Genomic DNA, 21,886 nt, shown 5'->3' with positions numbered 1-21,886 from the left:
GCCAATGGGGAAAACCCGCAGCAGCCGTGCAGGGCTCGCCAAAACGATCCGGCACGACAATTTTGACCGCCTAGAATAGCGACGGCCGGCCATAAGCTGGCGGTCATCGAGACTGTTAAAAATCACGACGATCCGCCGTGAGTCAGGAGAGACATGAAGAAGTTCGCAGTGTGCGTGGCGCTCAAGGCCACGACCACCGGCGCGATGTCGAAGGAAGGCAAACCGTGCGCATCGGCTTCGACGCTCGCGACCCGCCCTTCGCAGCGACTGCCGTCCAGGGCCAGCGGGTCGGTTTCAACACCGATCTGACGGGCCCGGCGCTTCGCGCCCAGGCTGCTCGGCAGCATCCGGAATCCGGGCGGACCCCCATGGGCCCGCCGTGAGCCCGGTAATACAGTCGGAAAACGCGCTGTCCAGCCGACCACGGCCGGACGGTCATGATTTGCTCAGCGGTGCAGTCAGACCGCGTCTTTCGCGATACGCACCTCACGTATCGTCGAGGACCTCATATGCTCCTTCAAGGCTACGGCCCGTTGCTTCTCAACGGCACCTGGCAGACCGTCAAGCTGGCGGTGCTGTCGCTTGCGTTCGCGTTTCTGCTGGGCTTGCTCGGCGCGGCGGCCAAACTGTCGAAAAACCGCGTCTCATACAGCATCGGCACGCTCTACACGACCCTCGTGCGCGGCGTGCCCGACCTCGTGCTGATGCTGCTGCTGTTCTATAGCCTGCAGATCGCCCTGAACAACCTGACCGATATGCTCGGCTGGGATCAGATTGACATCGACCCGTTCGTGGCCGGCATCGCGGTACTTGGCTTCATCTACGGGGCGTACTTCACCGAGACCTTCCGCGGCGCGTTTCTCGCCGTGCCGCGTGGCCAGCTCGAAGCGGGCAGCGCCTACGGCATGACGGGCTGGCAGGTGTTCTCGCGCATCATGTTCCCGCAGATGATGCGCTTCGCGCTGCCCGGCATCGGCAACAACTGGCAGGTGATGGTGAAGGCCACCGCGCTGGTGTCGATCATCGGCCTCGCCGATGTCGTGAAAGCCTCGCAGGACGCCGGCAAGGGCACCTTGCGGTTCTTCTTCTTCACCCTGCTTGCGGGGGGCATCTACCTCGTCATCACCACGGTCTCGAACTTCGTGCTGATGTACCTCGAAAAACGCTACTCGACCGGCGTACGAAAGGCGGATCTATGATCGAGATCATTCAGGAATACTGGCGCAACTACCTCTATACCGACGGCTATCGTTTAACCGGCGTCGTGATCACGTTGTGGCTGCTGGTGGTGTCGATCGGGCTCGGCTTCTGCCTGTCGATCCCGCTCGCGGTTGCGCGGGTCTCGAAGAAGAAGTGGCTCGCGCGCCTCGTGTGGCTCTATACCTATGTCTTCCGCGGCACGCCGCTCTATGTGCAGTTGCTGCTCTGCTACACGGGCCTCTACAGCCTCGAAGTGGTTCGCGATCACGCGCTCACCAATGCGTTCTTCCGCGACGGCATGCATTGCACGCTGCTCGCGTTCACGCTGAATACCTGCGCGTACACCACGGAGATTTTCGCCGGCGCCATCAAGGCGACGCCGTACGGCGAGATCGAAGCTGCGCGTGCCTATGGCATGTCGCCGTTCACGCTGTACCGGCGCGTGATCCTGCCGTCCGCGCTGCGCCGCGCGCTGCCGTACTACAGTAATGAAGTGATCCTGATGCTGCACGCCACGACGGTCGCTTTCACCGCCACCGTGCCGGACATCCTGAAGATCGCCCGCGATGTGAACTCGGCGACTTATCAGTCGTTCAATGCGTTCGGCCTCGCCGCCCTGCTCTACCTGGGTATCTCTTTCACGCTCGTGTGGCTGTTCCGCCGCGCCGAGCGCCGCTGGCTCGCTTATTTGCGGCCGCAAGGCAAATAAGCTGTCAAGGACCCCGAATCATGAACACCCGGAAGCAAATGCTCTTCGTCGACGAGCTGCATAAACAATACGGCGACAACCAGGTTCTCAAAGGCGTTTCGCTGCGTGCCAACGCAGGCGATGTCATCAGCGTGATCGGCTCATCCGGTTCGGGCAAGAGCACCATGCTGCGCTGTATCAACTTTCTAGAGCAGCCCAACGCCGGGCGCATCTTCGTCGACGGCGAAGAGGTCCGCACGCTGAAAGACAAAACCGGCGCGCTGAAAGTCTCCGATCCCAAACAGTTGCAGCGCGTGCGCACCCGGCTCGCCATGGTGTTCCAGCACTTCAACCTGTGGGCGCACATGACCGTGCTGGAGAACATCATCGAAGCGCCGGTCAACGTGCTCGGCCTGCCGCGCCGCGAAGCCGAGGAACGCGCCCGTCAATATCTGGAGAAGGTGGGTCTCGCGCCGCGCCTCGAGAAGCAATATCCGTCCCATCTATCGGGTGGACAGCAACAACGCGTGGCGATTGCGCGAGCGCTGGCCATGCATCCCGACGTCATGCTGTTCGACGAGCCGACCTCCGCACTCGACCCGGAACTGGTGGGCGAAGTACTGAAGGTGATGCAGACGCTCGCGGAAGAAGGCCGCACCATGATCGTGGTCACGCACGAGATGGCGTTCGCCCGCAACGTGTCGAACCAGGTGATGTTCCTGCATCAGGGGCGCGTCGAGGAAGAAGGGCATCCGGACGAAATATTCAGGAACACGAAGAGCGAGCGGCTCAAACAGTTCCTGTCCGGCAACCTTAAGTGACGTTTAAACAACGGTTAGGACTCCCTCTGTAGTCGATGTAGTATTACAAGGCGCTTTCAAACAGCGCCTTTTTTCATTTCTGCATGATATTTTGGGTTGCTAAACGTCCCAAATACCGCACGATCGTCCCGTTTGTTGCTCTACTCCCACCTTTTTACATCGTCAATAGTGGCAATCCTTAACGTTACCCTTGGCGAACCGTGATTCCCTTGTCAGACAAGGCTTTCATGATGTTTTGGGGAGGTCGTAATGGATCTGTCAGCACACCACTATTGCAATTTGGAGACACCTGCGCGGCCTCGGACCATTTTCTTCTCCCATCGAGGGGTATTTTTGATAAATTAGTAACCAAAGTACCAAAACAAAGTTCATTAAAAGTAGTTTTACTTCAAAACACGCAGAGGAGATACCGGTCGACGAGGGATCGGCATGACGCCAAAGACAGCTCCAGGCTGCACCGTCATGACACCACACCAATCGACCCAAACCGTCTCCCTGGTACGGATTTCTGTTCGGCGCCTCTGGCGTCCGGACACCATTCGCAGTACTGGGTTTTTCTTTTGACAGGGTATGGAGGAGAAGATGAAGAAAGCATTACTCGCCGCGGCGCTGATGTCGGCCGGTGTAGTTGCGCACGCTCAAAGCAGCGTGACGCTGTACGGTCGTCTGGATGCGGGTGTCGAATACATCAGCGGCCTGCCGAATGCCACTTACACGGGCTCCACCTCGCGTGTTCGCCTCGAGAGCGGCGACTGGGGCACCAGCCTGTGGGGCTTGAAGGGCGTGGAAGACATCGGTGGCGGCAATAAGGTGCTGTTCCAGTTGGAAGGCTCCTTCAGCACTGCAACCGGCCAACTCGGCTCCGCCGGCTCCATCTGGAATCGTTGGGCGACGGTCGGTGTAGCAAACGACCAGTTCGGTACCCTGCTCCTCGGTCGCGAACTGTTCATCTCCAACGGCGTGTGGGACTTTGACCCGTTCGGTCAATCGAACTGGTCGTCGGCATCGCTGGTCCGCGGCCGCAACTGGCCGCAGTCGAGCAACAACATTTCGTACCAGTCGCCGAAGCTCTACGGCTTTGACCTGTACGGCCAATACGCCTTCTCGAACTCGACGGCCTTCAACGGCGGCAACGGTTCGGCACAAGGTCGTGAAGACGGTCTGCAGTTGACGTACACGAACTCGCTGTTCCAGTTGCGCGGTCTGTATGACGAAATCCGCAACAACATCAACGGTAGCCTCGGCGATCCGACTTCGGGCGCTCCGAACGGTCCGTTCAGCTACGGCCGCGAGTACTTCGCGGGCGTGAACGTGTTCCTCGGCCAGTTCAAGATCCAGGCTGTGTACCAGGCAGCACGTACGTCGGGTGAAACCGGTGTACCTATCGGCACGCCGACGACGACCGACCAGGAATGGGGCGGTGTGACGTGGCAAGCAACGCCGGCAGCAGCGCTGATCGCAGCTGTGTATCACGTCAACGCCAACAACGGTGGCGGCAACGCGAACATCTACACGGTTGGTGGTTCGTACAACCTGTCGAAGCGCACGTTGCTCGACATCCAGGTTGCCCAGACGCGTAACAGCAAGACGGCCAACTTCGGTCTGGACGCAAACGGTCCGGGTAATGGCGGCGACGGTTCGGGCGGCTCGTTCAACGAGAACCCGATTCACGGTCACCAGCAGACCGGCGTTTATGCAGGCATCCAACACTCGTTCTAATCGAACGGTGTAAGAACAACAGCTTTAGAAACTTTTTCACGCTGCTGCGAGAGGCGCGTATCGGTGCGATGTCCGAAAGGGTATCGCACCGTTTTTTATTGGTGCGCGCGGCTCTGCGTCCGCGGCACGTTCCTGCGTGACTCGTTAGACTGCCGCTTCGTTTTCCTCGCCGGTGCGAATGCGGATCACCCGCTCCACTTCCGCCACGAAGATCTTGCCGTCGCCAATCTTGCCGGTGCGCGCCGCGCCGATGATCGCGTCGATCACCTGGTCGCACTGATCGTTCGCCACCACCACTTCGATCTTCACTTTCGGCAGGAAGTCGACCACGTATTCGGCGCCGCGATACAGCTCCGTGTGACCCTTCTGTCTTCCGAAGCCTTTGACTTCAGTAACCGTCAACCCGGTCAGGCCGACTTCTGCGAGCGCTTCCCGGACTTCGTCGAGTTTGAACGGTTTGATGACTGCAGTGATGCGCTTCATGGCGTACCTCGTCTCTTGAGCGGATAGGGATTTGGAAAATCGAAAGGAAACAGATAGGTTTGATTCTACGCTGCGGCGCGACCCGCAAGCCGGTCCTGCTTCACTCGACCGGCTCGGTGTAGCGCGACGTGATCGGATAACGCCAGTCGCGGCCGAACGCACGATGCGTCACGCGAATGCCGATCGGCGCCTGACGCCGCTTGTATTCGTTGATCTTGATGAGGCGCGTGACGCGCTTCACGTCGTCCACCGCATACCCCGCCGCAATGATCTCGGCCAGCGAGCGATCTTCTTCCATGTACATGCGCATGATGGCGTCCAGCACCTCGTACGGCGGCAGGCTGTCCTGATCGGTCTGGTTCTCGCGCAGTTCGGCCGACGGCGCCCTCGTGAGGATCCGCTCCGGAATGATGTTCTGGCTGGGGAATGTCGTCGCCGCGTTGCGGTAATGGCACAGGCGGTAAACCAGCGTCTTGGCGATGTCCTTGATGACGGCGAAACCGCCGGCCATGTCGCCGTACAAGGTGCAATAACCGACCGCCATTTCGCTCTTGTTGCCGGTAGTCAGCACGATCGAGCCAAACTTGTTCGACAACGCCATCAGCAACGTGCCGCGAATCCGTGCCTGGATGTTTTCTTCGGTAGCGTCTTCCGCGCGGCCGGCAAACTCATCCGCGAGCGAAGTGCGAAAGGCGTCGAACATCGGTGCAATTGCGATCTCGTCGTAGCGCACGCCGACCCGGCGCGCCATCTCGGCGGCGTCGGTGGTCGAGATGTCCGCTGTGTAGCGCGACGGCATCATCACCGCACGCACCCGCTCGGCGCCGAGCGCGTCGCAGGCGACGGCCAGCACCAGTGCGGAATCCACGCCGCCCGACAGACCGATCAGCGTGCCCGGAAAGCCGTTTTTGTTGATGTAATCGCGCACGCCCATGACGAGCACCGCATACACCTGCGCCTCCAGCGACTGCTCGGGTGCAATCGTGCTGGACACGGGATGCGCGCCGTCGAATTCGACGATGGCGTGCCCCTCTTCGAACTGCGCCATCTTCGCGACCATTTCGCCGTTGCCGTCCAGCACGAACGAGCCGCCGTCGAACACGAGTTCGTCCTGCGCGCCGACCATGTTCACGTAGACCATCGGCAGGCCGGTCTCGCGGATTCGCGCCCGCAGCATGTCGACCCGCACGGCTTCCTTGTTGAGGTGGTACGGCGAACCATTCGGAATCAGCAGCACCTGGGCGCCGGCTGCCTTGGCCTGCTGCGCCGCCGGCGCGTGCCAGACGTCCTCGCAGATCACGATGCCGTACTTGACACCGTCCAGCTCGAATACGAACGGCTGAGGATCCGACGCGAAGTAGCGCTTCTCGTCGAACACTTCGCTGTTGGGCAGATCCTGCTTCAGATAGGTGCCCACCACCGCACCGTCGACGATCAGCGAAGCGGCGTTGAACGTATCGGTTGGCGGCACGCCGCGCTCGATTGGCGCGTTTGCTTTACCATGGCCGTGCGCGGCGTCGCGGTGCGGATGACCGACCACGACGTGCAGGCCGGTGAACGGCTTCAGTTGCGCCGCGAGATCGGCCAATGCAGCGGCGCTAGCCGCATAGAAGGCGGGGCGCAGCAGCAGGTCTTCAGGCGGATAGCCGGACAGCGCGAGTTCCGGCGCGACGAGCAGCTTCGCACCGTCGTTGTGCGCAGCGCGAGCCGCGGCGACGATTTTGGCGACGTTGCCGGCGAAGTCGCCGACGGTGACATTGAGTTGGGCAAGAGCGATTCGGGTCTTCATGGCAGGATCGGGGGCAAGCCGCGCGGCTTGCCGGTTACGGCGAGCGAGATCGCTCGACGCAACGGACATACACACGGACAAACGAACGACGCTTCGCTACGCGCGGAGCACCGCTCAGATCAGGAACAGTCAAACAGATTGAACCAGCAACGCTTTGATTATCGCACGGGCATCCTGGCCTCACCCTCCGAGGTGGACGCCGCCGAGTGGAACGCCCTCCTCGCCCAGCAGGCACAGCCCACGCCATTTCTGCGGCATGAGTTCCTGAGCGCGCTGCATGCGAGCCAGGCCGCGGTCGCCGATACCGGCTGGGCGCCGCAGTTCGTCACGCTGACCGACCCGCACACGGACCGGCTGGTGGCGGCGGCACCGGTGTACCTGAAGGGCCATTCCTACGGCGAGTACGTGTTCGATTGGGCCTGGGCCGACGCCTACAAGCGCAACGGCCTTGCGTACTATCCGAAGCTGCTGTGCGCCGTGCCGTTCACGCCGGTGCAGGGCAACCGCCTGCTGGCCGCCAGCCCGCACGCGCTGCGCCAGCTCGCCGCGACGCTCGTGACGTTTGCCGAACAGGCGGACGTGTCGTCGCTGCACGTCCTGTTTCCGACCGCCAGCGAGGCCGACCTGCTCACGGAACTTGGCATGATGCAGCGCGAAGGAGTGCAGTTTCACTGGCTGAACGACGGCTATCGCGACTTCGACGAGTTCCTTTCGACGCTCGAACAGAAGAAGCGCAAGAACATCCGCGCGGAGCGCCGCAAGGTGCGCGAAGCGGGCGTGACGATGCGCCGCGTGCGCGGCGAAGACATCAGCGACGCCGAATGGCGCTTCTTCGTCAAATGCTACAAGCAGACCTACCGTGAGCACTTTTCGAGTCCGTATCTGAACCTCGAATTTTTCCGCACCATCGGCGCAACGATGCCGGAGAACCTGCTGCTCGTGATCGCCGAATATGACGGCAAGCCGATTGCGAGCTCGCTGGTGGTGTATCAGCGCGATGAAAAAACGGGCGGCACGCTGTTCGGCCGCTACTGGGGCGCGCTCGAACACGTGCCGTGCCTGCACTTCGAAACCGCTTATTACCAGCCGCTCGAATTCTGCATCGAAGAGAAACTCGCCGTGTTCGAAGGCGGCGCGCAAGGCGAGCACAAGATGGCGCGCGGCTTTCTGCCCACCGTCACGCGTTCGGCGCACTGGCTCGCGCACCCGGGGTTTTCCGATGCCGTGGCGCGTTTTCTCGACAGCGAAACGAACAGCATCCACGCCTACGTCGACGAGTTGCGCGACCACAATCCGTTCAAGAGCTAAGCGATGCCGTGGTTTCTCTATCTGATCGAATGCGCTGACGGCAGCGTCTACACCGGCATCGCCGTCGACGTCGAGGCGCGCTTCGAGAAGCACCTGAATGGCACCGGCGCGCGCTATACGCGCTCGCGCAAGCCGTTGCAGGTGCTGGCGTCGTTCGAACTCGCGGACCGCTCGAGCGCGTCGAGCGCGGAGTACTGGGTCAAGCGTTTGACTGCGCCTGAGAAGCGGGCACTGGCGGCGGGAGTGCGCACGCTCGAATCGGTGTTACCCGTGCCGACGCAGACCGAAGCGAGTACAGAGGCCGAGGCGTCAGGCGATCAATAACGTTTGCCGCCGTATGAAAAAACCGCGCTGCCCTCTCCGGGTCAGCGCGGTCTTTTACTTCTGGAACAGCTGACGAGCTTACTTCTGGTAGTTCGCCACGCCTTCGCTGATTTCCTTGTGCGCGGCTTCAAGGTCGGCCCAGCCTTCGACCTTCACCCACTTGCCCTTCTCGAGCGCCTTGTACTGTTCGAAGAAGTGCTTGATCTGGTCTTTCAGGTACGCCGGCACGTCGTCGATCGACTTCAGGCTGGCCGTCATCGGGCAGACCTTGTCGTGCGGCACCGCGACCAGCTTGGCGTCGACGCCCGATTCGTCCGTCATCTGCAGCATGCCCAGCGCACGTGCGCGCACCACCGAGCCAGCCAGCAGCGGGAACGGCGTGATCACCAGCACGTCGACCGGGTCGCCGTCGCCCGACAGCGTCTGCGGAATGAAGCCGTAATTGGCCGGATAGCGCATGCCGGTGCTGATGAAGCGGTCGACGACGAGCAGGCCCAGATCCTTGTCTGCTTCGTACTTGACCGGATCGCTTTGCGCCGGGATTTCGATGATGACGTTGAAATCGTGCGGAAGATCTTTGCCAGCGGGGACGTGATTGAAGCTCATGAGGGCTCTCTGAACAGGATGAAATTCGGAACACAGCGCGCAATACGACGCCTAACGGAGGTTGGGCGCGGCACGGCGGGCCGGACGTGCGGAATACGTCATTATAGCCAAACGGCCGATGGCACCGCCCGGACGATCGGCGCGATAATCGTTGCGAACGCGAGTACGGGAGCATGCATGGAAGAAGCGAAACACTTCATCGGCAGCGAATGGGTCGCCCCGGCCGGCGGCGAGACGATTCCCGTGCTCGATCCGTCCGACGGGCAGCCTTTCGCGCAACTGGCCCGCGGCACCGCAGCGGATATCGAGGCTGCGGTACGGGCCGCGCGGCGCGCCTTCGAAGGCCCATGGGGTGCGGCCAGCGCCGCCGACCGGGGCCGCGTTCTGTACCGCCTGTCCATGCTGGTGGCCGCGCGCCACGAAGAACTGGCGCAACTCGAAGCGCGCGACACCGGCAAGCCATTGCGCCAGGCGCGCGCGGACGCGGCTGCACTGGCCCGCTATTTCGAGTTCTACGCGGGCGCCGCCGACAAGCTGCACGGCGAAACCCTGCCCTATCAGACCGGCTACACCGTTTTCACGGTACGCGAGCCGCACGGCGTGACCGGCCACATCGTGCCGTGGAACTACCCGATGCAGATCTTCGGCCGCAGCGTCGGCGCGGCGCTCGCGGCGGGCAACGCCTGCGTTGTCAAACCGGCGGAGGACGCCTGCCTGTCAGTGCTGCGAGTCGCCGAACTTGCCGCAGAGGCTGGTTTGCCGGCCGGCGCGCTGAACCTCGTCACGGGTTACGGCCACGAAGCGGGCAGCGCGCTCGCGCGTCACCCCGGTATCGACCACATCTCGTTCACGGGTTCGCCGCAGACCGGCAAGCTGGTCGCGCAGATGGCCGCCGAGAATCACGTCCCGGTCACGCTCGAACTGGGCGGCAAGTCGCCCCAACTCGTTTTTGCCGACGCCGATCTCGACGCGGCGTTGCCCGTACTCGTTGCGGCGATCGTGCAAAACGCCGGACAGACCTGTTCTGCGGGCAGCCGCGTACTGATCGAGCGGTCGATCTACGAGCCCCTGCTCGACCGCCTCGGCGCCGCGTTCAGTGCGCTGCGGGTCGGCCCATCACACGCCGATCTCGACTGCGGGCCGCTCATCAGTGCCAGACAGCAGCAACGTGTGTGGGATTTCCTCTCCGACGCGCATCACGACGGCATTGCCATGGCGGCGCATGGCGAAGTGATCCACGAGGCGCCGGAAACCGGCTTCTATCAGGCGCCCACACTGTTGCGCGATGTGCCGCCAGGCCACCGGCTGGCCAACGAGGAAGTGTTCGGACCGGTGCTCGCCGCCATGTCCTTCGCCGACGAAGACGAAGCGGTCGCGCTCGCGAATGGCACGCCGTACGGACTCGTCGCCGGCATCTGGACACGCGACGGCGCGCGCCAGTTGCGCCTCGCGAGGCGGGTGCGTTCGGGCCAGGTGTTCATCAACAACTACGGTGCGGGCGGCGGGATCGAATTGCCGTTCGGCGGCGTCAGGCATTCCGGCCATGGCCGTGAGAAAGGCTTCGAGGCGCTTTACGGCTTCACCGTGCTGAAAACGGTGGCAATCCGGCACGGTTAGCCGGATCGGCAGCCGCGTGGGCGGAAGCATCAGCCCATGTGCAGACGCAGACGCAGGTGCAGGCGTAGGCAGGCGCAGGCAGATGCAGCGAGCAATACCCACGCGAACCCATACGGAGACATCATGCGGTTGACAGGTAAAACAGCCATCGTCACGGGTGGCGGCTCGGGTTTCGGCGAGGGCATTGCCAAGACCTATGCGCACGAAGGCGCGAACGTGGTCATCAACGATCTGAACGCTGCTGCCGCCCAACGCGTCGCGAGCGAAATCGCACTGGCGGGCGGCAAGGCTATCGCCGTGCCCGGCGACGTCACGCAGCGCGCCGACTGGGATCGGCTGCGCGAGGCGGCGCTCGAAGATTTCGGTAGCGTACAGGTGGTTGTCAACAATGCCGGCACGACGCATCGCAACAAGCCGGTGCTGGAGGTGACCGAGGCCGAGTTCGATCGCGTCTATGCCGTCAACGTCAAGAGCATCTACTGGAGCGTGCAGGCGTTCGTGCCGTATTTCCGCGAGCAAGGCGGCGGCGTGTTCATCAATATCGCCTCGACCGCAGGCGTGCGGCCCCGGCCGGGCCTCGTCTGGTACAACGGCAGCAAAGGCGCGGTCATCATCGCCAGCAAGGCGCTCGCCGCCGAGTTGGGACCGGAGCGCATCCGCGTGAACTGCGTGAATCCCGTGATCGGCGAAACCGGGTTGCTGTCCGAGTTCATGGGCGTCGAAGATACGCCCGAGAACCGCAAGCGCTTTCTGGCCGGCATCCCGCTCGGCCGTTTTTCGACGCCGCAGGATATCGCTAACGCCTGCCTGTATCTGGCCTCGGACGAAGCCGATTTCATCACCGGCATTTGCCTCGAAGTGGACGGCGGGCGCTGCGTGTAGTCACCTCGGAGGTTGCTCGCCCCGAGAACCCGCGCTCACACCACATTCATCGCCAGCGCGCTTTCCCGATAGTGCAGGCTCGCCTTCTCGCCATCGCCGAGCTGTTCGTGCAATCGCGCCAGTGCCCGATGCGAACGGATCTTCAGCGTCTCGTTGTCGGCCAGCTTCAGCGCCGTCTCGAGGAACGACTGCGCCTTGCCCCACAGCTGTTGATGCAGGCACAGACGGCCCAGCGTGAACATCAGATCGGCGTCCTCTGGACGTTCTTTCTGCCAGCCTTCAGCCTTCTGGATCAGCGGCAAGGCGTCGCCGCCGGCGGTATCCGGATAGCGGCGCAACAGACGTGCGTCCCAGTTCTGCGCCAGCGCTTCTTCGACGATCCTGCGCGCGTCCTGCGGACGATTCAGCGTCACCAGCAGTTCAGCCGCCAGATCGGCGAGGCGCGGAGAGTGCCGCTCGGTGGGCGAAAGCGAATGCCACAGTTCCAGCAGCGCATCGGCGTTATGACGACGGTCGCGCAGCAGGTTCTCGGCTGCGAGCTGGCGCAAACGCACCGCCACCGCCGGGTGAATCGCCTCGCGTTTTTCGAGCGTCTTGACCAGCTTGAGCACCTCGCTCCAGTTCTTCAACTGTTGCTGCGCACGCAACATGATCTGCTGTGCATGAATGCGGCGTCCGCCTTGCGATTGCATCTCCGTCAACGCGGCGAGCGCGCCGTCCGCATCGCGGCCGTCGGCGCGCATGTCGGCGGTTGCCATGAGGCGCGCGTCCTGCCAGTCAGGCTCGTCGATCTTCGCCAGCCATTCGTCGCGCCGTGCGTATTCGTGCATGCGGTGCGCGGCCGTCGCCGCCACCAGCCCCGCTGCCCCCTTGTTGTCGCCGTTGGCGAGTGCGTCGCGGGCCGCCTTTTCAGCACGTGAGAAGCGGCCGGCATACAGATTGCCGATTGCATCGCGCAGTGCCGCATGTGCTTTCGCCACACGCGAACGCGCCCGGTACGCGGCCACGCGCTGCGGCATGCGCCAGATGTTGCGCACGATGCGCAGCAACGCGTACACCACGATAAACAGCACGACGAGTGCGACTACGAAGAGGTTCAGCGACACGTCCACGCGGTACGGCGGATAGACAAGCAACACCTGTCCGGCATCGAAACGCCCGACCGTCGCCAGCGCGACAGCGATGACAAACAGCAAGGCCAGCCAAAGAAGTCCCCGGATTGCCATGATTAACCCCGGCTCCGGTATTGATTGACGGCCTGCAGGCTCGTATTCAGGTTCGGCACTTCAACCGCCGCCGAGCCCGCGTCCACGTCGTTCACCAGCCCGCGCACGGTTTGCGTGCGTTTGGATGCGTTGTCGAAATAGCGTCCAAGCGCCGCGTCGGCCGCGTGCAGGTCGGACTTCAGCATGGTCTGGTTGCGCGAAAGCAGCGCGAGGCGCGCCGACAGCAAGCGCAGCTTCAGATTCTCACGCACGAAGTAGCCCTCGTCGGGCGTGACGAGCATGGCATCGGCGTTGTCGATGCGGCGCACCTGCACGAGACTCGTCAACTGCTGGGCGATACCCGCCGAGAACTGCTGCCACCACACTTTCCAGCGCGGCTCGCCGGTGGCCGCCGCGATCTGCGCGGAATCGGCCGGCGTCGTGGCATGCGGCACCGTGTGCGCAATCAGCGCTTCGCCGCTGAGCGGCAGCGAGTCGACCTGGTCGATCGCGTTATCGAGCTTGATGGCGAGGCCGGTCAGGTCGGTGGACGGCGCCGACTTCAGCTTGTCGATGTCCTGTGCAATCGCCTTGCGCACCGCCATCACCTGGGCGCCGTCCGAGGCAGCCAGACGCGTATCGGCGCTTTGCAACGCGAACAGCGCGAGCTGCGTGTTACCCGTCAGTTGCAACTGCTGGCTCGCGCTGGAGAGCATCTGCCCCACTTCGGCGAGGGTCCAGTCGTCGCGATTGCGGGCGAGGTCCGCGTATTGCTGTTGCAGCGCCTGCTCGGCCTGCTGCGCATCGGTCAGCTTACCCTCGAGCTGCGACATCTGCGAATCGATCTCGTGCACGGTCGCCACGGCCTGATCGGTCTTCACGCTGAGCGCGGCAGTCTGCGCGTCGTTGGCCTGCTGGCGCTGCGTCAACTGCTGGTCGAGACGGATGACCTTGCGATTGAGCGCAATGCCGCCGGCTATGGCAGCACACGCAACGATCACCACGACAAACCACAGCAGCGGTCCGCTCGCGCTGCGGCGCTGTTGCGCTTCGTAGGGCGTGAAGGGGGGATTGGGCGGCAACGCGGTGGTCGCAGCCGGCTGGGGTGAAGCGTTCGTGGAAGCGTTCGTTTCTGTCATGCGTGAGTGAGCCGGGTTGGTCGGTACCGGTTGAACAACGGAAGGTACGGCAGCAAGCAAGGCACGGGCAATGCGTTCATCGCCCGCACCCGACACCGTAATGCTATCAAAACCCAGTCCCAGCGCGGTCTGCGCGATACGTGGATGTGGCGTGACGAGCGTGGCGCGCTTCAATTGCGCGATCTCGACGCCGTTCAGGTGCTCGCGCGCGAGCTCGTCCAGGTTGCGCACGCCCTCGGAACTGGTGACGAGCCATGCATGCGGCTCGCCCGCCAGCAACTCGTGCACGCGCGTCCAGGCGGCCATTGATGGCTCCGGCACGAGACGCCGGTAGGCCGCCACGGTTTCCACTTCGACGCCCGCTTCGCGCAGCCGCTCGGCCAGCCATTCACGGCCGCCGTCGCCGCGCACGATCAGCACGCGCCGGCCTTCGAGCGAGGCCGCGCCCAGCGAGGCGTCGATGGCGGCGAAGAGCGCCTCGGAGTCGAAGCGCGCCGCCTCGTCGTCCGCCGCAACCGCGGGACTGATGACCTGATACGCCGGCGCTTCGACGCCGTGCCGGGCGAGCGCCGCGACGCTGCCCGGGCCGACCACGCCGACCGGCAACGCATGCGGCCAGATCGCGCCGGACTCGGCAAACGCATGGTCGACCGCGTTGGGCGAGACGAACACCACCAGCGCATAACGTTCGAGCGCGCCTAGCGCCGCATGCAATGGCGCAAGGTCTTCAGCGGGCGCAATGTCGATCAGCGGGAAGTCGAGCGTGGCGATGCGGGCGGCCGCGAGTTGCGCGGCCAGCGCCGTCGACTGTCCCGCCGGACGCGTGACGACGACCGTATACGGCGCCGCGCCGTTCGAGTTGGGGGATGAGTTGATGCCTGCCGCTGCAGCCATCACGCGGCAGTCGCCGGACCGCTCGCCGTGCTGAGCGCCCGGACGATTTCAAGCGCACCCTGGCTTTCGAGCGCGCTCGCCACCTCTCGGCCCAACTGCAGTGCCCGTTCGATCGTCGGCGCGGGTGCCGAGGCCTGCGCGCTCAGCACGCGCTGACCGTCGGGCGTTGCCACGATGCCGCGCAGATGCAAGGCGCCGTCATGCCAGCTGGCATAGGCCGCCAGCGGCACTTCGCAACTGCCGCCCAGCGCGCGCGACACCATCCGCTCCGCCTCGACGGCAGCCGCGGTGTGCTCGTGATGCAGCGGTGCAAGCCAGGCTTCCAGTTCAGGACGACCCGCGCGAATCTCGATGCCGAGCGCGCCTTGCCCCGCCGCCGGCAAACAGTCGGCCGGATCGAGGTAGGCGCGAATGCGCTCGCCGAGACCCAGACGCTTGAGACCGGCAGCGGCCAGAATGATGGCCGCGTAATCGCCTCGGTCGAGCTTCGCGAGCCGCGTATCCAGATTGCCGCGCAATGGCTGCACCACCAGATGCGGATGACGCACCCTCAGCATCGCCTCGCGACGCAGACTGGAAGTGCCCACCACGCTGCCCGCGGGTAGCGCGGCAAGCGAATCGTAGGTGCTCGAGACGAAGGCATCGCGCGGGTCTTCGCGCTCCATGATGGTGGGCAGCGTGAAGCCCGGCGGCAGCTCCATGGGCACGTCTTTGAGCGAATGCACGGCCAGATCGGCGCGGCCCTCGGCCAGGGCGTTTTCCAGTTCCTTCACGAACAGGCCCTTACCGCCGACCTTCGATAGCGTGCGATCGAGAATTTGATCGCCACGTGTCGTCATCCCGAGGATTTTTACGTCACAAGATGGATATAATTTGTGCAGCGCACACCGCACGTGTTCGGCCTGCCACATCGCAAGGCGGCTTTCCCGCGAAGCGATGACAAGGGTCGAAGGCGGTGGCGCCGAAAGCGTCTCGGAGTTCATTGCAAGGTCAGTGGATGACGGGGAGTAATAACAAACAATGTTAGCACGCGCTCCAGCCTTGTTTTATCGGCCTGTTGGCCAGGCTGGCGCGCCACCGTCGGAGGAGACGGGCCCGCTCGCGCTACGTCGGAAGGCTTCAGTCCCATGCCATGCCGCCGTTCACGCACGATCGTTCGCGCGCCCGGCCGCATCATGCGGGATGATGCAATGCGACGTACCGCGCGATAGCACCGGGGGCCTCGCCTCTCCCGCCTGCTGGCAGCGTTGTTTGCCGCTCCGCTTTGTGCCGCTCTCGCCGTAGCGTTTTTTCGTGCAGTTCGCCGGGCGGCCCGTGTCGCGCGGCTGCCGCGCAAACGTCGTGCTTCGCAGTCCATGCGCCGTTCGCAGTTCGTGCGCAGTGTTCAAGTAGTAGCAGTCCTTCTCTCTTTAGACCCTGGCTTCCCTGAGGAAACCCATCGTGACGTCTTCCGGATCGGCGCGCCCTGCCCGCCGCAACACTGCATCGCTCAACGGTTCTGCGGGTGCGCCCGTAGTCGCCCCTACCGCACCGGCCACGTCCAGCGCCTTGTCCAAACGCAGCACCGCCAGTCCGGCCAAGTCGAAACAGGCCACCAAAGCGGTCAAGCCAGGCAAGCCAGCCAAAGCAGTCAAAGCCGACAAGGCGGCCAGCAGCGCCAAAGCCAGCAAGGCCGTGAGGCCGCAGGCCGGCAACGACGTGGCAGCCACGGTCCTGCATGCGGTATCGAAAGAGGCCGCGGCGCCCGCGCAGAAAGCCGGCAGCCGCACCCGCGAGGACAAGGACCAGCCGCTCTTCCAGGACATCCGCTATCTGGGACGCCTGCTGGGCGACGTGGTGCGCGAGCAGGAAGGCGACGCGGTATTCGACGTGGTCGAGACAATCCGCCAGACCGCCGTGCGGTTTCGCCGCGAAGACGACAGCAGCGCCGCGCAGACGCTCGACAAGAAGCTGCGCTCGCTGAGTCCCGAACAGACCGTGAGCGTGGTGCGGGCGTTCAGCTATTTTTCGCACCTGGCGAACATCGCCGAAGACCGTCATCGCAACCGCCGCCACCGCATCCACGCGCTGGCCGGATCAGCCGCGCAATCCGGCACGATTGCCTACGCGCTCGAACGGCTGATGGAAGCCAACGCCGCCGCCACGCCGGTCTTGCAGCAATTCTTCAACGACGCGCTGATCGTTCCGGTGCTCACCGCGCACCCAACCGAAGTGCAGCGCAAAAGCATTCTGGACGCCCAGCACGACATCGCCCACCTGCTTGCGGAGCGCGACCAGCCGCTCACCGAGCGCGAACGCACCCACAACGAAGCCATGCTGCGCGCCCGCGTCACCTCGCTGTGGCAAACGCGGATGCTGCGCGACGCGCGCCTGACGGTGGCCGACGAAATCGAGAACGCGCTGTCGTACTACCGTGCGACCTTCCTCGAAGAAATTCCCGCCCTGTACGCGGATATCGAAGCCGCGCTCGCCGAGCACGGTCTCGACGCGCGTCTGCCGGCGTTCTTCCAGATGGGCAGCTGGATTGGCGGTGACCGCGACGGCAACCCGAACGTGAGCGCCGCGACGCTCGAAGAAGCGATCACGCGCCAGGCCGCAGTGATCTTCGAACACTATCTGGAGCAGGTGCACAAGCTCGGCGCCGAGCTCTCGGTGTCCAACCTGTTGACCGGTGCGAGCGATGCCGTGAAGGCGCTGGCCGCCGCGTCGCCGGACCAGTCGCCGCACCGCGTCGACGAGCCGTATCGTCGGGCGCTGATCGGCATCTATACGCGGCTGGCGGCAAGCTCGCGCGTGCGGCTCGGGGAAGGCGCCGTGCCGTTGCGCAGCGCCGGACGAGGCGCGGCTCCGGTGCGGGCGCAACCATACGAGGATGCCGACGCCTTCGCGCGAGATCTGCATGTGCTGATCGATTCGCTCACCGAACATCACGGCGCGTCGCTGGCGAGCCCGCGTCTGTCGCCGCTGGCGCGTGCCGCCGAAGTATTCGGCTTCCACCTCGCCAGCATCGACTTGCGGCAAAGCTCGGATATCCACGAAGCGGTGATTGCCGAATTGCTCCAGCGCGCCGGCGTCGAAGAAAACTACGCCGGCCTGTCCGAAGCCGACAAGCTACGCGTGCTGCTCGCCGAACTCGCGCAACCGCGGTTGCTGCGCTCGCCGTATCTGGACTACTCGGAACTCGTGAAAAGCGAACTGGGCGTGCTCGAAGCCGCCCGCGTGACGCGCGAGAAGTTCGGCACGCGCGCCGTGCGCAACTACATCATTTCCCACACGGAAACCGTCAGCGATCTGGTCGAAGTGATGCTGCTGCAAAAGGAAACCGGTCTGCTGCACGGCCTCCTTGGCGACGCGCATCACCCGGCCAAGGCTGGCTTGATGGTAATTCCGCTGTTCGAGACGATTCCCGACCTGCAAAACGCGCCGCACATCATGCGCGATCTGATCGCGCTGCCAGGGGTCGACTCGCTGATCGAACACCAGGGCGGCGAGCAGGAAGTCATGCTCGGCTATTCGGACAGCAACAAGGACGGCGGCTTCCTCACGTCCAACTGGGAGTTGTATCGCGCCGAACTCGCGCTGGTCGCGCTCTTTAACGAACGCGGCGTGACGCTGCGCCTGTTCCACGGCCGGGGAGGCACAGTCGGACGCGGCGGCGGCCCGACCTATCAGGCGATCCTTTCGCAACCGCCGGGCACGGTCGACGGTCAGATTCGCCTGACCGAACAGGGCGAGGTGATTGCCAGCAAGTTCGGCAATCCGGAAATCGGCCGGCGCAACCTCGAAACCGTGGTCGCTGCCACCCTCGAAGCCTCGTTGCTGCCGCACGGCAACACGCCCGCGCAATTGCCGGCCTTCGAGGAAACCATGCAGCAACTATCCGACGCGGCGATGGCGTCGTATCGCGCGCTGGTCTACGAGACACCTGGGTTCAAGGAGTATTTCTTCGAGTCCACACCGATCGCGGAAATTGCCGAACTGAACATCGGCAGCCGTCCGGCCTCGCGCAAGCTGCAGGATCCGAAGCAACGCAAGATCGAAGACCTGCGCGCCATTCCGTGGGGTTTTTCGTGGGGCCAATGCCGCCTGTTGCTGACCGGCTGGTACGGCTTCGGCAGCGCGGTGGCCGCGCATCTGGACAGCGCGCCCTCGGATGCCGAGCGCACCCGCCGCCTTGCGCTCCTGAAGAAAATGCACAAGACGTGGCCGTTCTTCTCGAATCTGCTGTCGAACATGGACATGGTGCTGGCGAAGACCGACCTCGCGGTCGCCTCGCGTTACGCCGCGCTCGTGACCGACAAGAAGCTGCGCAAGCATGTGTTCGAGCGTATCGTCGCGGAGTGGGAACGCACCTCGCGCGTGCTGACGGAAATCACCGGCAAGAGCGAACGCCTGGCGGATAACCCGCTGCTCGCACGTTCGATCAAGAACCGCTTCCCTTACCTCGATCCGTTGAATCACCTGCAGGTGGAACTGCTCAAGCGCCACCGCGCAGGGGAGACGAATGTCCGCCTGAATCGCGGGATTCATCTGACCATCAACGGGATTGCGGCGGGCTTGCGTAATACCGGCTGATGCCGGGGTGAAGGGATTTGTCACCGGCGCGCATGATTTTCTGAGCGGGATATCCGAAGCGCTCCGTACTGCATAGCAGTACGGAGCGCTTTGTTTTGCGCGGTCGCTCTGCTGCGGAGTGGTGGGCGGTCGCAGCTCAGCGGCAGCGGCAGCGAAGGAGTTGACGACCGCACGCACCACGGATGCACGCACATGCGGTTCCCACCGCTACAATAGAGGCGCCTTGTACCAGTACAGATCGAGCAATTATTCTGGTATCCCCACCTCCCCCTTTGCCGACACGATGAGCACGCCGTCCTCCGCCGATCCTTCCCCGCCTCCGCTCGATGCGACGCCCGCGCACGCGCTGGGCGATTTCATCCGCGCGCACCGCGAGCGGCTGTCGCCGCAGGCGGTCGGTTTGCCGCCTGGCCCGCGTCGCCGCACGCCGGGCTTGCGGCGCGAGGAAGTCGCGCAGTTGTGCGGTGTCAGCCCCACCTGGTACACGTGGATCGAACAAGGACGGCCGGTTTCGGCATCTGCCGATGCGTTGGCGCGGATCGCCGTGGCGCTGCAACTGTCGCGCGCCGAGCGGGCCTATCTGTTCGAACTGGCGGCCCAGCGCGACCCGGCCGAGCCTGACCCGGCTGCCGCCGACGCCCCCGCGACGCTGCTCGAAACGGTGCAACTGGTCAACGCGCCCGCTTACGTGCTGGACCGGCAATGGAATGCGCTGGCGTGGAACGAGCGCGCCGCGGACCTGTTCGTGGGCTGGCTTGATGGCAGCCATGACCGCAATCTGCTGCGCTTCACCTTTACGGAAGCGGCGGCGCGCGAACTGATTGTCGATTGGGAGACGCGCGCCCGACGGCTGGCCGCCGAGTTTCGCGCCGACTCGATCCGCCACCTGACGGACGCCCCCACGCGCGGCCTGATCGACACGCTGACCAGCACGAGCGACGCGTTTGCCCGCTTCTGGGCGTCGCAGGACGTGGGCGAGCGCGAAGGCGGCCGGCGCGAATTCAACCATCCGCGCGACGGACGGGTCGTGTACGACCAGATCACCTTCAAGCCGGCGCACCGGGAGGATCTGAAGCTGGTGGTGCTGGTACGGGAGTAGCCGCGCCGCCGGATGTTAAAATCGATGCCTTGTTCGTTTCGGCGGCGCCTCTACCGTCGAGAGCTTTTCCACCGCACGTTCTTCACTGCCCCAACACCATGACGTCCCAACTGCACAAAAAAGGCGAAGCCTGGTCGGCTCGCTTCTCGGAGCCGATGTCGGAGCTCGTCAAACGCTATACATCGTCGGTTTTCTTCGATAAGCGACTGGCGCTCGTCGATATCCAGGGCTCGCTCGCGCACGCGGCGATGCTGGCTGCGCAGAAGATCATCGGCGCCGACGACCTCGTGTCCATCGAGCGCGGCATGGCGCAGATCAAGGGTGAAATCGAGCGTGGCGAGTTCGAGTGGCAACTCGACCTGGAAGATGTGCACCTGAACATCGAAGCGCGCCTGACGGCGCTGATCGGCGACGCGGGCAAGCGGCTGCACACAGGCCGCTCGCGCAACGACCAGGTCGCAACGGACATCCGTTTGTGGCTGCGTGGCGAGATCGACCGGATCGTGGGCTTGCTGAAGGATCTGCGCCGTGCGCTGATCGATCTGGCCGAACAGAACGCCGAAACCATCATGCCGGGCTTCACGCATTTGCAGGTGGCGCAGCCGGTAACGTTCGGCCATCACCTGCTGGCGTACGTGGAAATGTTCACGCGCGACGCTGAGCGCATGCGCGACTGCCGCACCCGCGTGAACCGGCTGCCCCTCGGCGCAGCGGCACTGGCCGGCACGAGCTACCCGATCGACCGTCACGCGGTGGCGAAGACGCTGGGCTTCGACGGCATTTGCGCAAACTCGCTGGACGCCGTGTCCGACCGCGACTTTGCGGTTGAATTCACGGCGGCGTCCGCGCTGGTGATGACGCACGTGTCGCGTTTCTCGGAAGAACTGGTGTCGTGGATGAGTCCGCGGGTGGGCTTTATCGATCTGGCGGACCGCTTCTGCACGGGCTCGTCGATCATGCCGCAGAAGAAGAACCCGGACGTACCGGAACTGGCGCGTGGCAAGACGGGCCGGGTGAATGGCCATTTGATGGCGTTGCTGACGTTGATGAAGGGTCAGCCGCTGGCGTACAACAAGGACAATCAGGAAGACAAGGAACCGCTATTCGACACCGTGGATACGGTGGCGGATACGTTGCGGATTTTTGCTGAGATGGTGGCGGGCATTACGGTCAAGCCACAGGCTATGCGGGCTGCCGCGTTGCAGGGATTTTCCACGGCAACGGATCTGGCGGATTACCTGGTCAAGCGCGGCTTGCCGTTCCGTGACGCACATGAGGCGGTCGCACATGCAGTACGGATTTGTGTCGATCGCAATTGCGATCTGGCGGATCTTTCGCTTGATGAGATGCGGGTTGAATTGCCCAATGTGGCTCACCTTATCGGTGAGGATGTGTTTGAGTATCTGACGCTCGAAGGGTCGGTGGCTAGCCGGAATCATCCGGGTGGAACGGCTCCGCAGCAGGTGCGGGAAGCCGTTAATGCCGCGCGGGCCTTGTTGAACTAGTTTTCCCGCTCGCGCCCCGCGCGCCATGGGCC

The 21,886-nt window shown here is 63.9% G+C and carries 18 protein-coding genes; 11 read left to right on the top strand and 7 right to left on the bottom strand.

Annotation, left to right across the window (positions count from 1 at the left end; genetic code table 11):
* Positions 1 to 122: 122 nt before the first annotated feature.
* Positions 123 to 347 carry a hypothetical protein gene (locus P3T43_RS21925; protein WP_429283135.1) on the bottom strand — a complete coding sequence of 75 codons (225 nt, stop codon included), beginning with the start codon at positions 345 to 347 and terminating at the stop codon, positions 123 to 125.
* Between the two features lie 162 nt (positions 348 to 509).
* On the opposite strand from P3T43_RS21925, the gene P3T43_RS21920 reads away from it, so the two are divergent.
* From P3T43_RS21920 to P3T43_RS21905, 4 genes are all read left to right on the top strand, one after another.
* Positions 510 to 1,199: an ABC transporter permease gene (locus tag P3T43_RS21920; protein WP_429283134.1), complete on the top strand. Its 690-nt coding sequence runs from the start codon at positions 510 to 512 to the stop codon at positions 1,197 to 1,199.
* Positions 1,196 to 1,909: an ABC transporter permease gene (locus P3T43_RS21915; RefSeq protein ID WP_429283133.1), complete on the top strand. Its 714-nt coding sequence runs from the start codon at positions 1,196 to 1,198 to the stop codon at positions 1,907 to 1,909. Before P3T43_RS21920 ends, P3T43_RS21915 begins: the two co-directional genes overlap by 4 nt.
* A gap of 20 nt (positions 1,910 to 1,929) precedes the next feature.
* Positions 1,930 to 2,709, top strand: a complete 780-nt coding sequence (locus P3T43_RS21910) for an ABC transporter ATP-binding protein (RefSeq protein WP_429283132.1) — start codon at positions 1,930 to 1,932, stop codon at positions 2,707 to 2,709.
* Between the two features lie 582 nt (positions 2,710 to 3,291).
* Positions 3,292 to 4,428, top strand: coding sequence for a porin (locus tag P3T43_RS21905; protein WP_429283131.1), 1,137 nt, complete (start codon positions 3,292 to 3,294; stop codon positions 4,426 to 4,428).
* A 144-nt stretch (positions 4,429 to 4,572) separates the two neighbouring features.
* Here P3T43_RS21905 and glnK read toward each other — a convergent pair whose 3' ends face one another.
* Both glnK and P3T43_RS21895 read right to left on the bottom strand, forming a co-directional pair.
* The gene (gene glnK / locus P3T43_RS21900; protein ID WP_074265470.1) at positions 4,573 to 4,911 is read right to left on the bottom strand and encodes a P-II family nitrogen regulator; all 339 of its coding nucleotides are present in this window, start codon (positions 4,909 to 4,911) and stop codon (positions 4,573 to 4,575) included.
* Positions 4,912 to 5,011: 100 nt separating this feature from the next.
* The gene (locus P3T43_RS21895; protein ID WP_429283130.1) at positions 5,012 to 6,700 is read right to left on the bottom strand and encodes an NAD+ synthase; all 1,689 of its coding nucleotides are present in this window, start codon (positions 6,698 to 6,700) and stop codon (positions 5,012 to 5,014) included.
* A gap of 138 nt (positions 6,701 to 6,838) precedes the next feature.
* Between P3T43_RS21895 and P3T43_RS21890 the strand changes: the two genes are divergently transcribed.
* Together P3T43_RS21890 and P3T43_RS21885 are read left to right on the top strand one after the other, a co-directional pair.
* Entirely contained in the window at positions 6,839 to 8,008 is a 1,170-nt protein-coding gene (locus P3T43_RS21890; RefSeq protein ID WP_429283129.1) for a GNAT family N-acetyltransferase, read from the top strand.
* Positions 8,009 to 8,011: 3 nt separating this feature from the next.
* The gene (locus tag P3T43_RS21885) at positions 8,012 to 8,332 is read left to right on the top strand and encodes a GIY-YIG nuclease family protein (protein WP_429283128.1); all 321 of its coding nucleotides are present in this window, start codon (positions 8,012 to 8,014) and stop codon (positions 8,330 to 8,332) included.
* Between the two features lie 78 nt (positions 8,333 to 8,410).
* On the opposite strand, the gene ppa is transcribed toward P3T43_RS21885, so the two are convergent.
* Complete coding sequence (gene ppa, locus P3T43_RS21880; RefSeq protein WP_429283127.1) at positions 8,411 to 8,938, bottom strand: inorganic diphosphatase; 528 nt, start codon at positions 8,936 to 8,938, stop codon at positions 8,411 to 8,413.
* A gap of 177 nt (positions 8,939 to 9,115) precedes the next feature.
* Between ppa and P3T43_RS21875 the strand changes: the two genes are divergently transcribed.
* Together P3T43_RS21875 and P3T43_RS21870 are read left to right on the top strand one after the other, a co-directional pair.
* Positions 9,116 to 10,555: an aldehyde dehydrogenase family protein gene (locus P3T43_RS21875; RefSeq protein ID WP_429283126.1), complete on the top strand. Its 1,440-nt coding sequence runs from the start codon at positions 9,116 to 9,118 to the stop codon at positions 10,553 to 10,555.
* Between the two features lie 123 nt (positions 10,556 to 10,678).
* The gene (locus P3T43_RS21870; RefSeq protein WP_429283125.1) at positions 10,679 to 11,437 is read left to right on the top strand and encodes an SDR family oxidoreductase; all 759 of its coding nucleotides are present in this window, start codon (positions 10,679 to 10,681) and stop codon (positions 11,435 to 11,437) included.
* Between the two features lie 35 nt (positions 11,438 to 11,472).
* Here the strand turns inward: P3T43_RS21870 and P3T43_RS21865 are convergent, their stop codons facing one another.
* From P3T43_RS21865 to hemC, 3 genes are read right to left on the bottom strand one after another with little or no spacing between them, the layout of a single operon-like run.
* Positions 11,473 to 12,663 (bottom strand): heme biosynthesis protein HemY, encoded by a 1,191-nt coding sequence (locus tag P3T43_RS21865; protein ID WP_429283124.1) that lies wholly within the window; start codon positions 12,661 to 12,663, stop codon positions 11,473 to 11,475.
* A gap of 2 nt (positions 12,664 to 12,665) precedes the next feature.
* A complete protein-coding gene (gene hemDX, locus P3T43_RS21860; RefSeq protein ID WP_429283123.1) occupies positions 12,666 to 14,675 on the bottom strand; it encodes a fused uroporphyrinogen-III synthase HemD/membrane protein HemX in 2,010 nt (669 codons plus the stop codon).
* Positions 14,675 to 15,658 carry a hydroxymethylbilane synthase gene (gene hemC, locus P3T43_RS21855; RefSeq protein ID WP_429283122.1) on the bottom strand — a complete coding sequence of 328 codons (984 nt, stop codon included), beginning with the start codon at positions 15,656 to 15,658 and terminating at the stop codon, positions 14,675 to 14,677. The genes hemDX and hemC overlap by 1 nt, the downstream gene beginning before the upstream one ends.
* Before the next feature lie 457 nt (positions 15,659 to 16,115).
* Between hemC and ppc the strand changes: the two genes are divergently transcribed.
* The 3 genes from ppc (at position 16,116) to argH (ending at position 21,854) form a co-directional block, all read left to right on the top strand.
* Entirely contained in the window at positions 16,116 to 19,250 is a 3,135-nt protein-coding gene (gene ppc, locus P3T43_RS21850; RefSeq protein ID WP_429283121.1) for a phosphoenolpyruvate carboxylase, read from the top strand.
* Between the two features lie 283 nt (positions 19,251 to 19,533).
* The gene (locus P3T43_RS21845) at positions 19,534 to 20,349 is read left to right on the top strand and encodes a helix-turn-helix transcriptional regulator (RefSeq protein ID WP_429283120.1); all 816 of its coding nucleotides are present in this window, start codon (positions 19,534 to 19,536) and stop codon (positions 20,347 to 20,349) included.
* Positions 20,350 to 20,447: 98 nt separating this feature from the next.
* The gene (argH, locus tag P3T43_RS21840) at positions 20,448 to 21,854 is read left to right on the top strand and encodes an argininosuccinate lyase (protein WP_429283119.1); all 1,407 of its coding nucleotides are present in this window, start codon (positions 20,448 to 20,450) and stop codon (positions 21,852 to 21,854) included.
* The last annotated feature ends 32 nt before the right edge of the window (positions 21,855 to 21,886 follow it).

It is taken from the genome of Paraburkholderia sp. GAS41, from assembly GCF_050436545.1.
Lineage (GTDB): Bacteria > Pseudomonadota > Gammaproteobacteria > Burkholderiales > Burkholderiaceae > Paraburkholderia.
Note: the sequence above shows the minus strand (reverse complement) of the source record. Positions and strands in the feature narration are given on the sequence as shown.

Coding starts and splice junctions, on each gene's coding strand:
- P3T43_RS21925 (WP_429283135.1), bottom strand. CDS start 347: ATGCTGCCGAGCAGCCTGGGCGCGAAGCGCCGGGCCCGTCAGATCGGT.
- P3T43_RS21920 (WP_429283134.1), top strand. CDS start 510: ATGCTCCTTCAAGGCTACGGCCCGTTGCTTCTCAACGGCACCTGGCAG.
- P3T43_RS21915 (WP_429283133.1), top strand. CDS start 1,196: ATGATCGAGATCATTCAGGAATACTGGCGCAACTACCTCTATACCGAC.
- P3T43_RS21910 (WP_429283132.1), top strand. CDS start 1,930: ATGAACACCCGGAAGCAAATGCTCTTCGTCGACGAGCTGCATAAACAA.
- P3T43_RS21905 (WP_429283131.1), top strand. CDS start 3,292: ATGAAGAAAGCATTACTCGCCGCGGCGCTGATGTCGGCCGGTGTAGTT.
- glnK (WP_074265470.1), bottom strand. CDS start 4,911: ATGAAGCGCATCACTGCAGTCATCAAACCGTTCAAACTCGACGAAGTC.
- P3T43_RS21895 (WP_429283130.1), bottom strand. CDS start 6,700: ATGAAGACCCGAATCGCTCTTGCCCAACTCAATGTCACCGTCGGCGAC.
- P3T43_RS21885 (WP_429283128.1), top strand. CDS start 8,012: ATGCCGTGGTTTCTCTATCTGATCGAATGCGCTGACGGCAGCGTCTAC.
- ppa (WP_429283127.1), bottom strand. CDS start 8,938: ATGAGCTTCAATCACGTCCCCGCTGGCAAAGATCTTCCGCACGATTTC.
- P3T43_RS21875 (WP_429283126.1), top strand. CDS start 9,116: ATGGAAGAAGCGAAACACTTCATCGGCAGCGAATGGGTCGCCCCGGCC.
- P3T43_RS21870 (WP_429283125.1), top strand. CDS start 10,679: ATGCGGTTGACAGGTAAAACAGCCATCGTCACGGGTGGCGGCTCGGGT.
- P3T43_RS21865 (WP_429283124.1), bottom strand. CDS start 12,663: ATGGCAATCCGGGGACTTCTTTGGCTGGCCTTGCTGTTTGTCATCGCT.
- hemDX (WP_429283123.1), bottom strand. CDS start 14,675: ATGGCTGCAGCGGCAGGCATCAACTCATCCCCCAACTCGAACGGCGCG.
- hemC (WP_429283122.1), bottom strand. CDS start 15,658: ATGAACTCCGAGACGCTTTCGGCGCCACCGCCTTCGACCCTTGTCATC.
- P3T43_RS21845 (WP_429283120.1), top strand. CDS start 19,534: ATGAGCACGCCGTCCTCCGCCGATCCTTCCCCGCCTCCGCTCGATGCG.
- argH (WP_429283119.1), top strand. CDS start 20,448: ATGACGTCCCAACTGCACAAAAAAGGCGAAGCCTGGTCGGCTCGCTTC.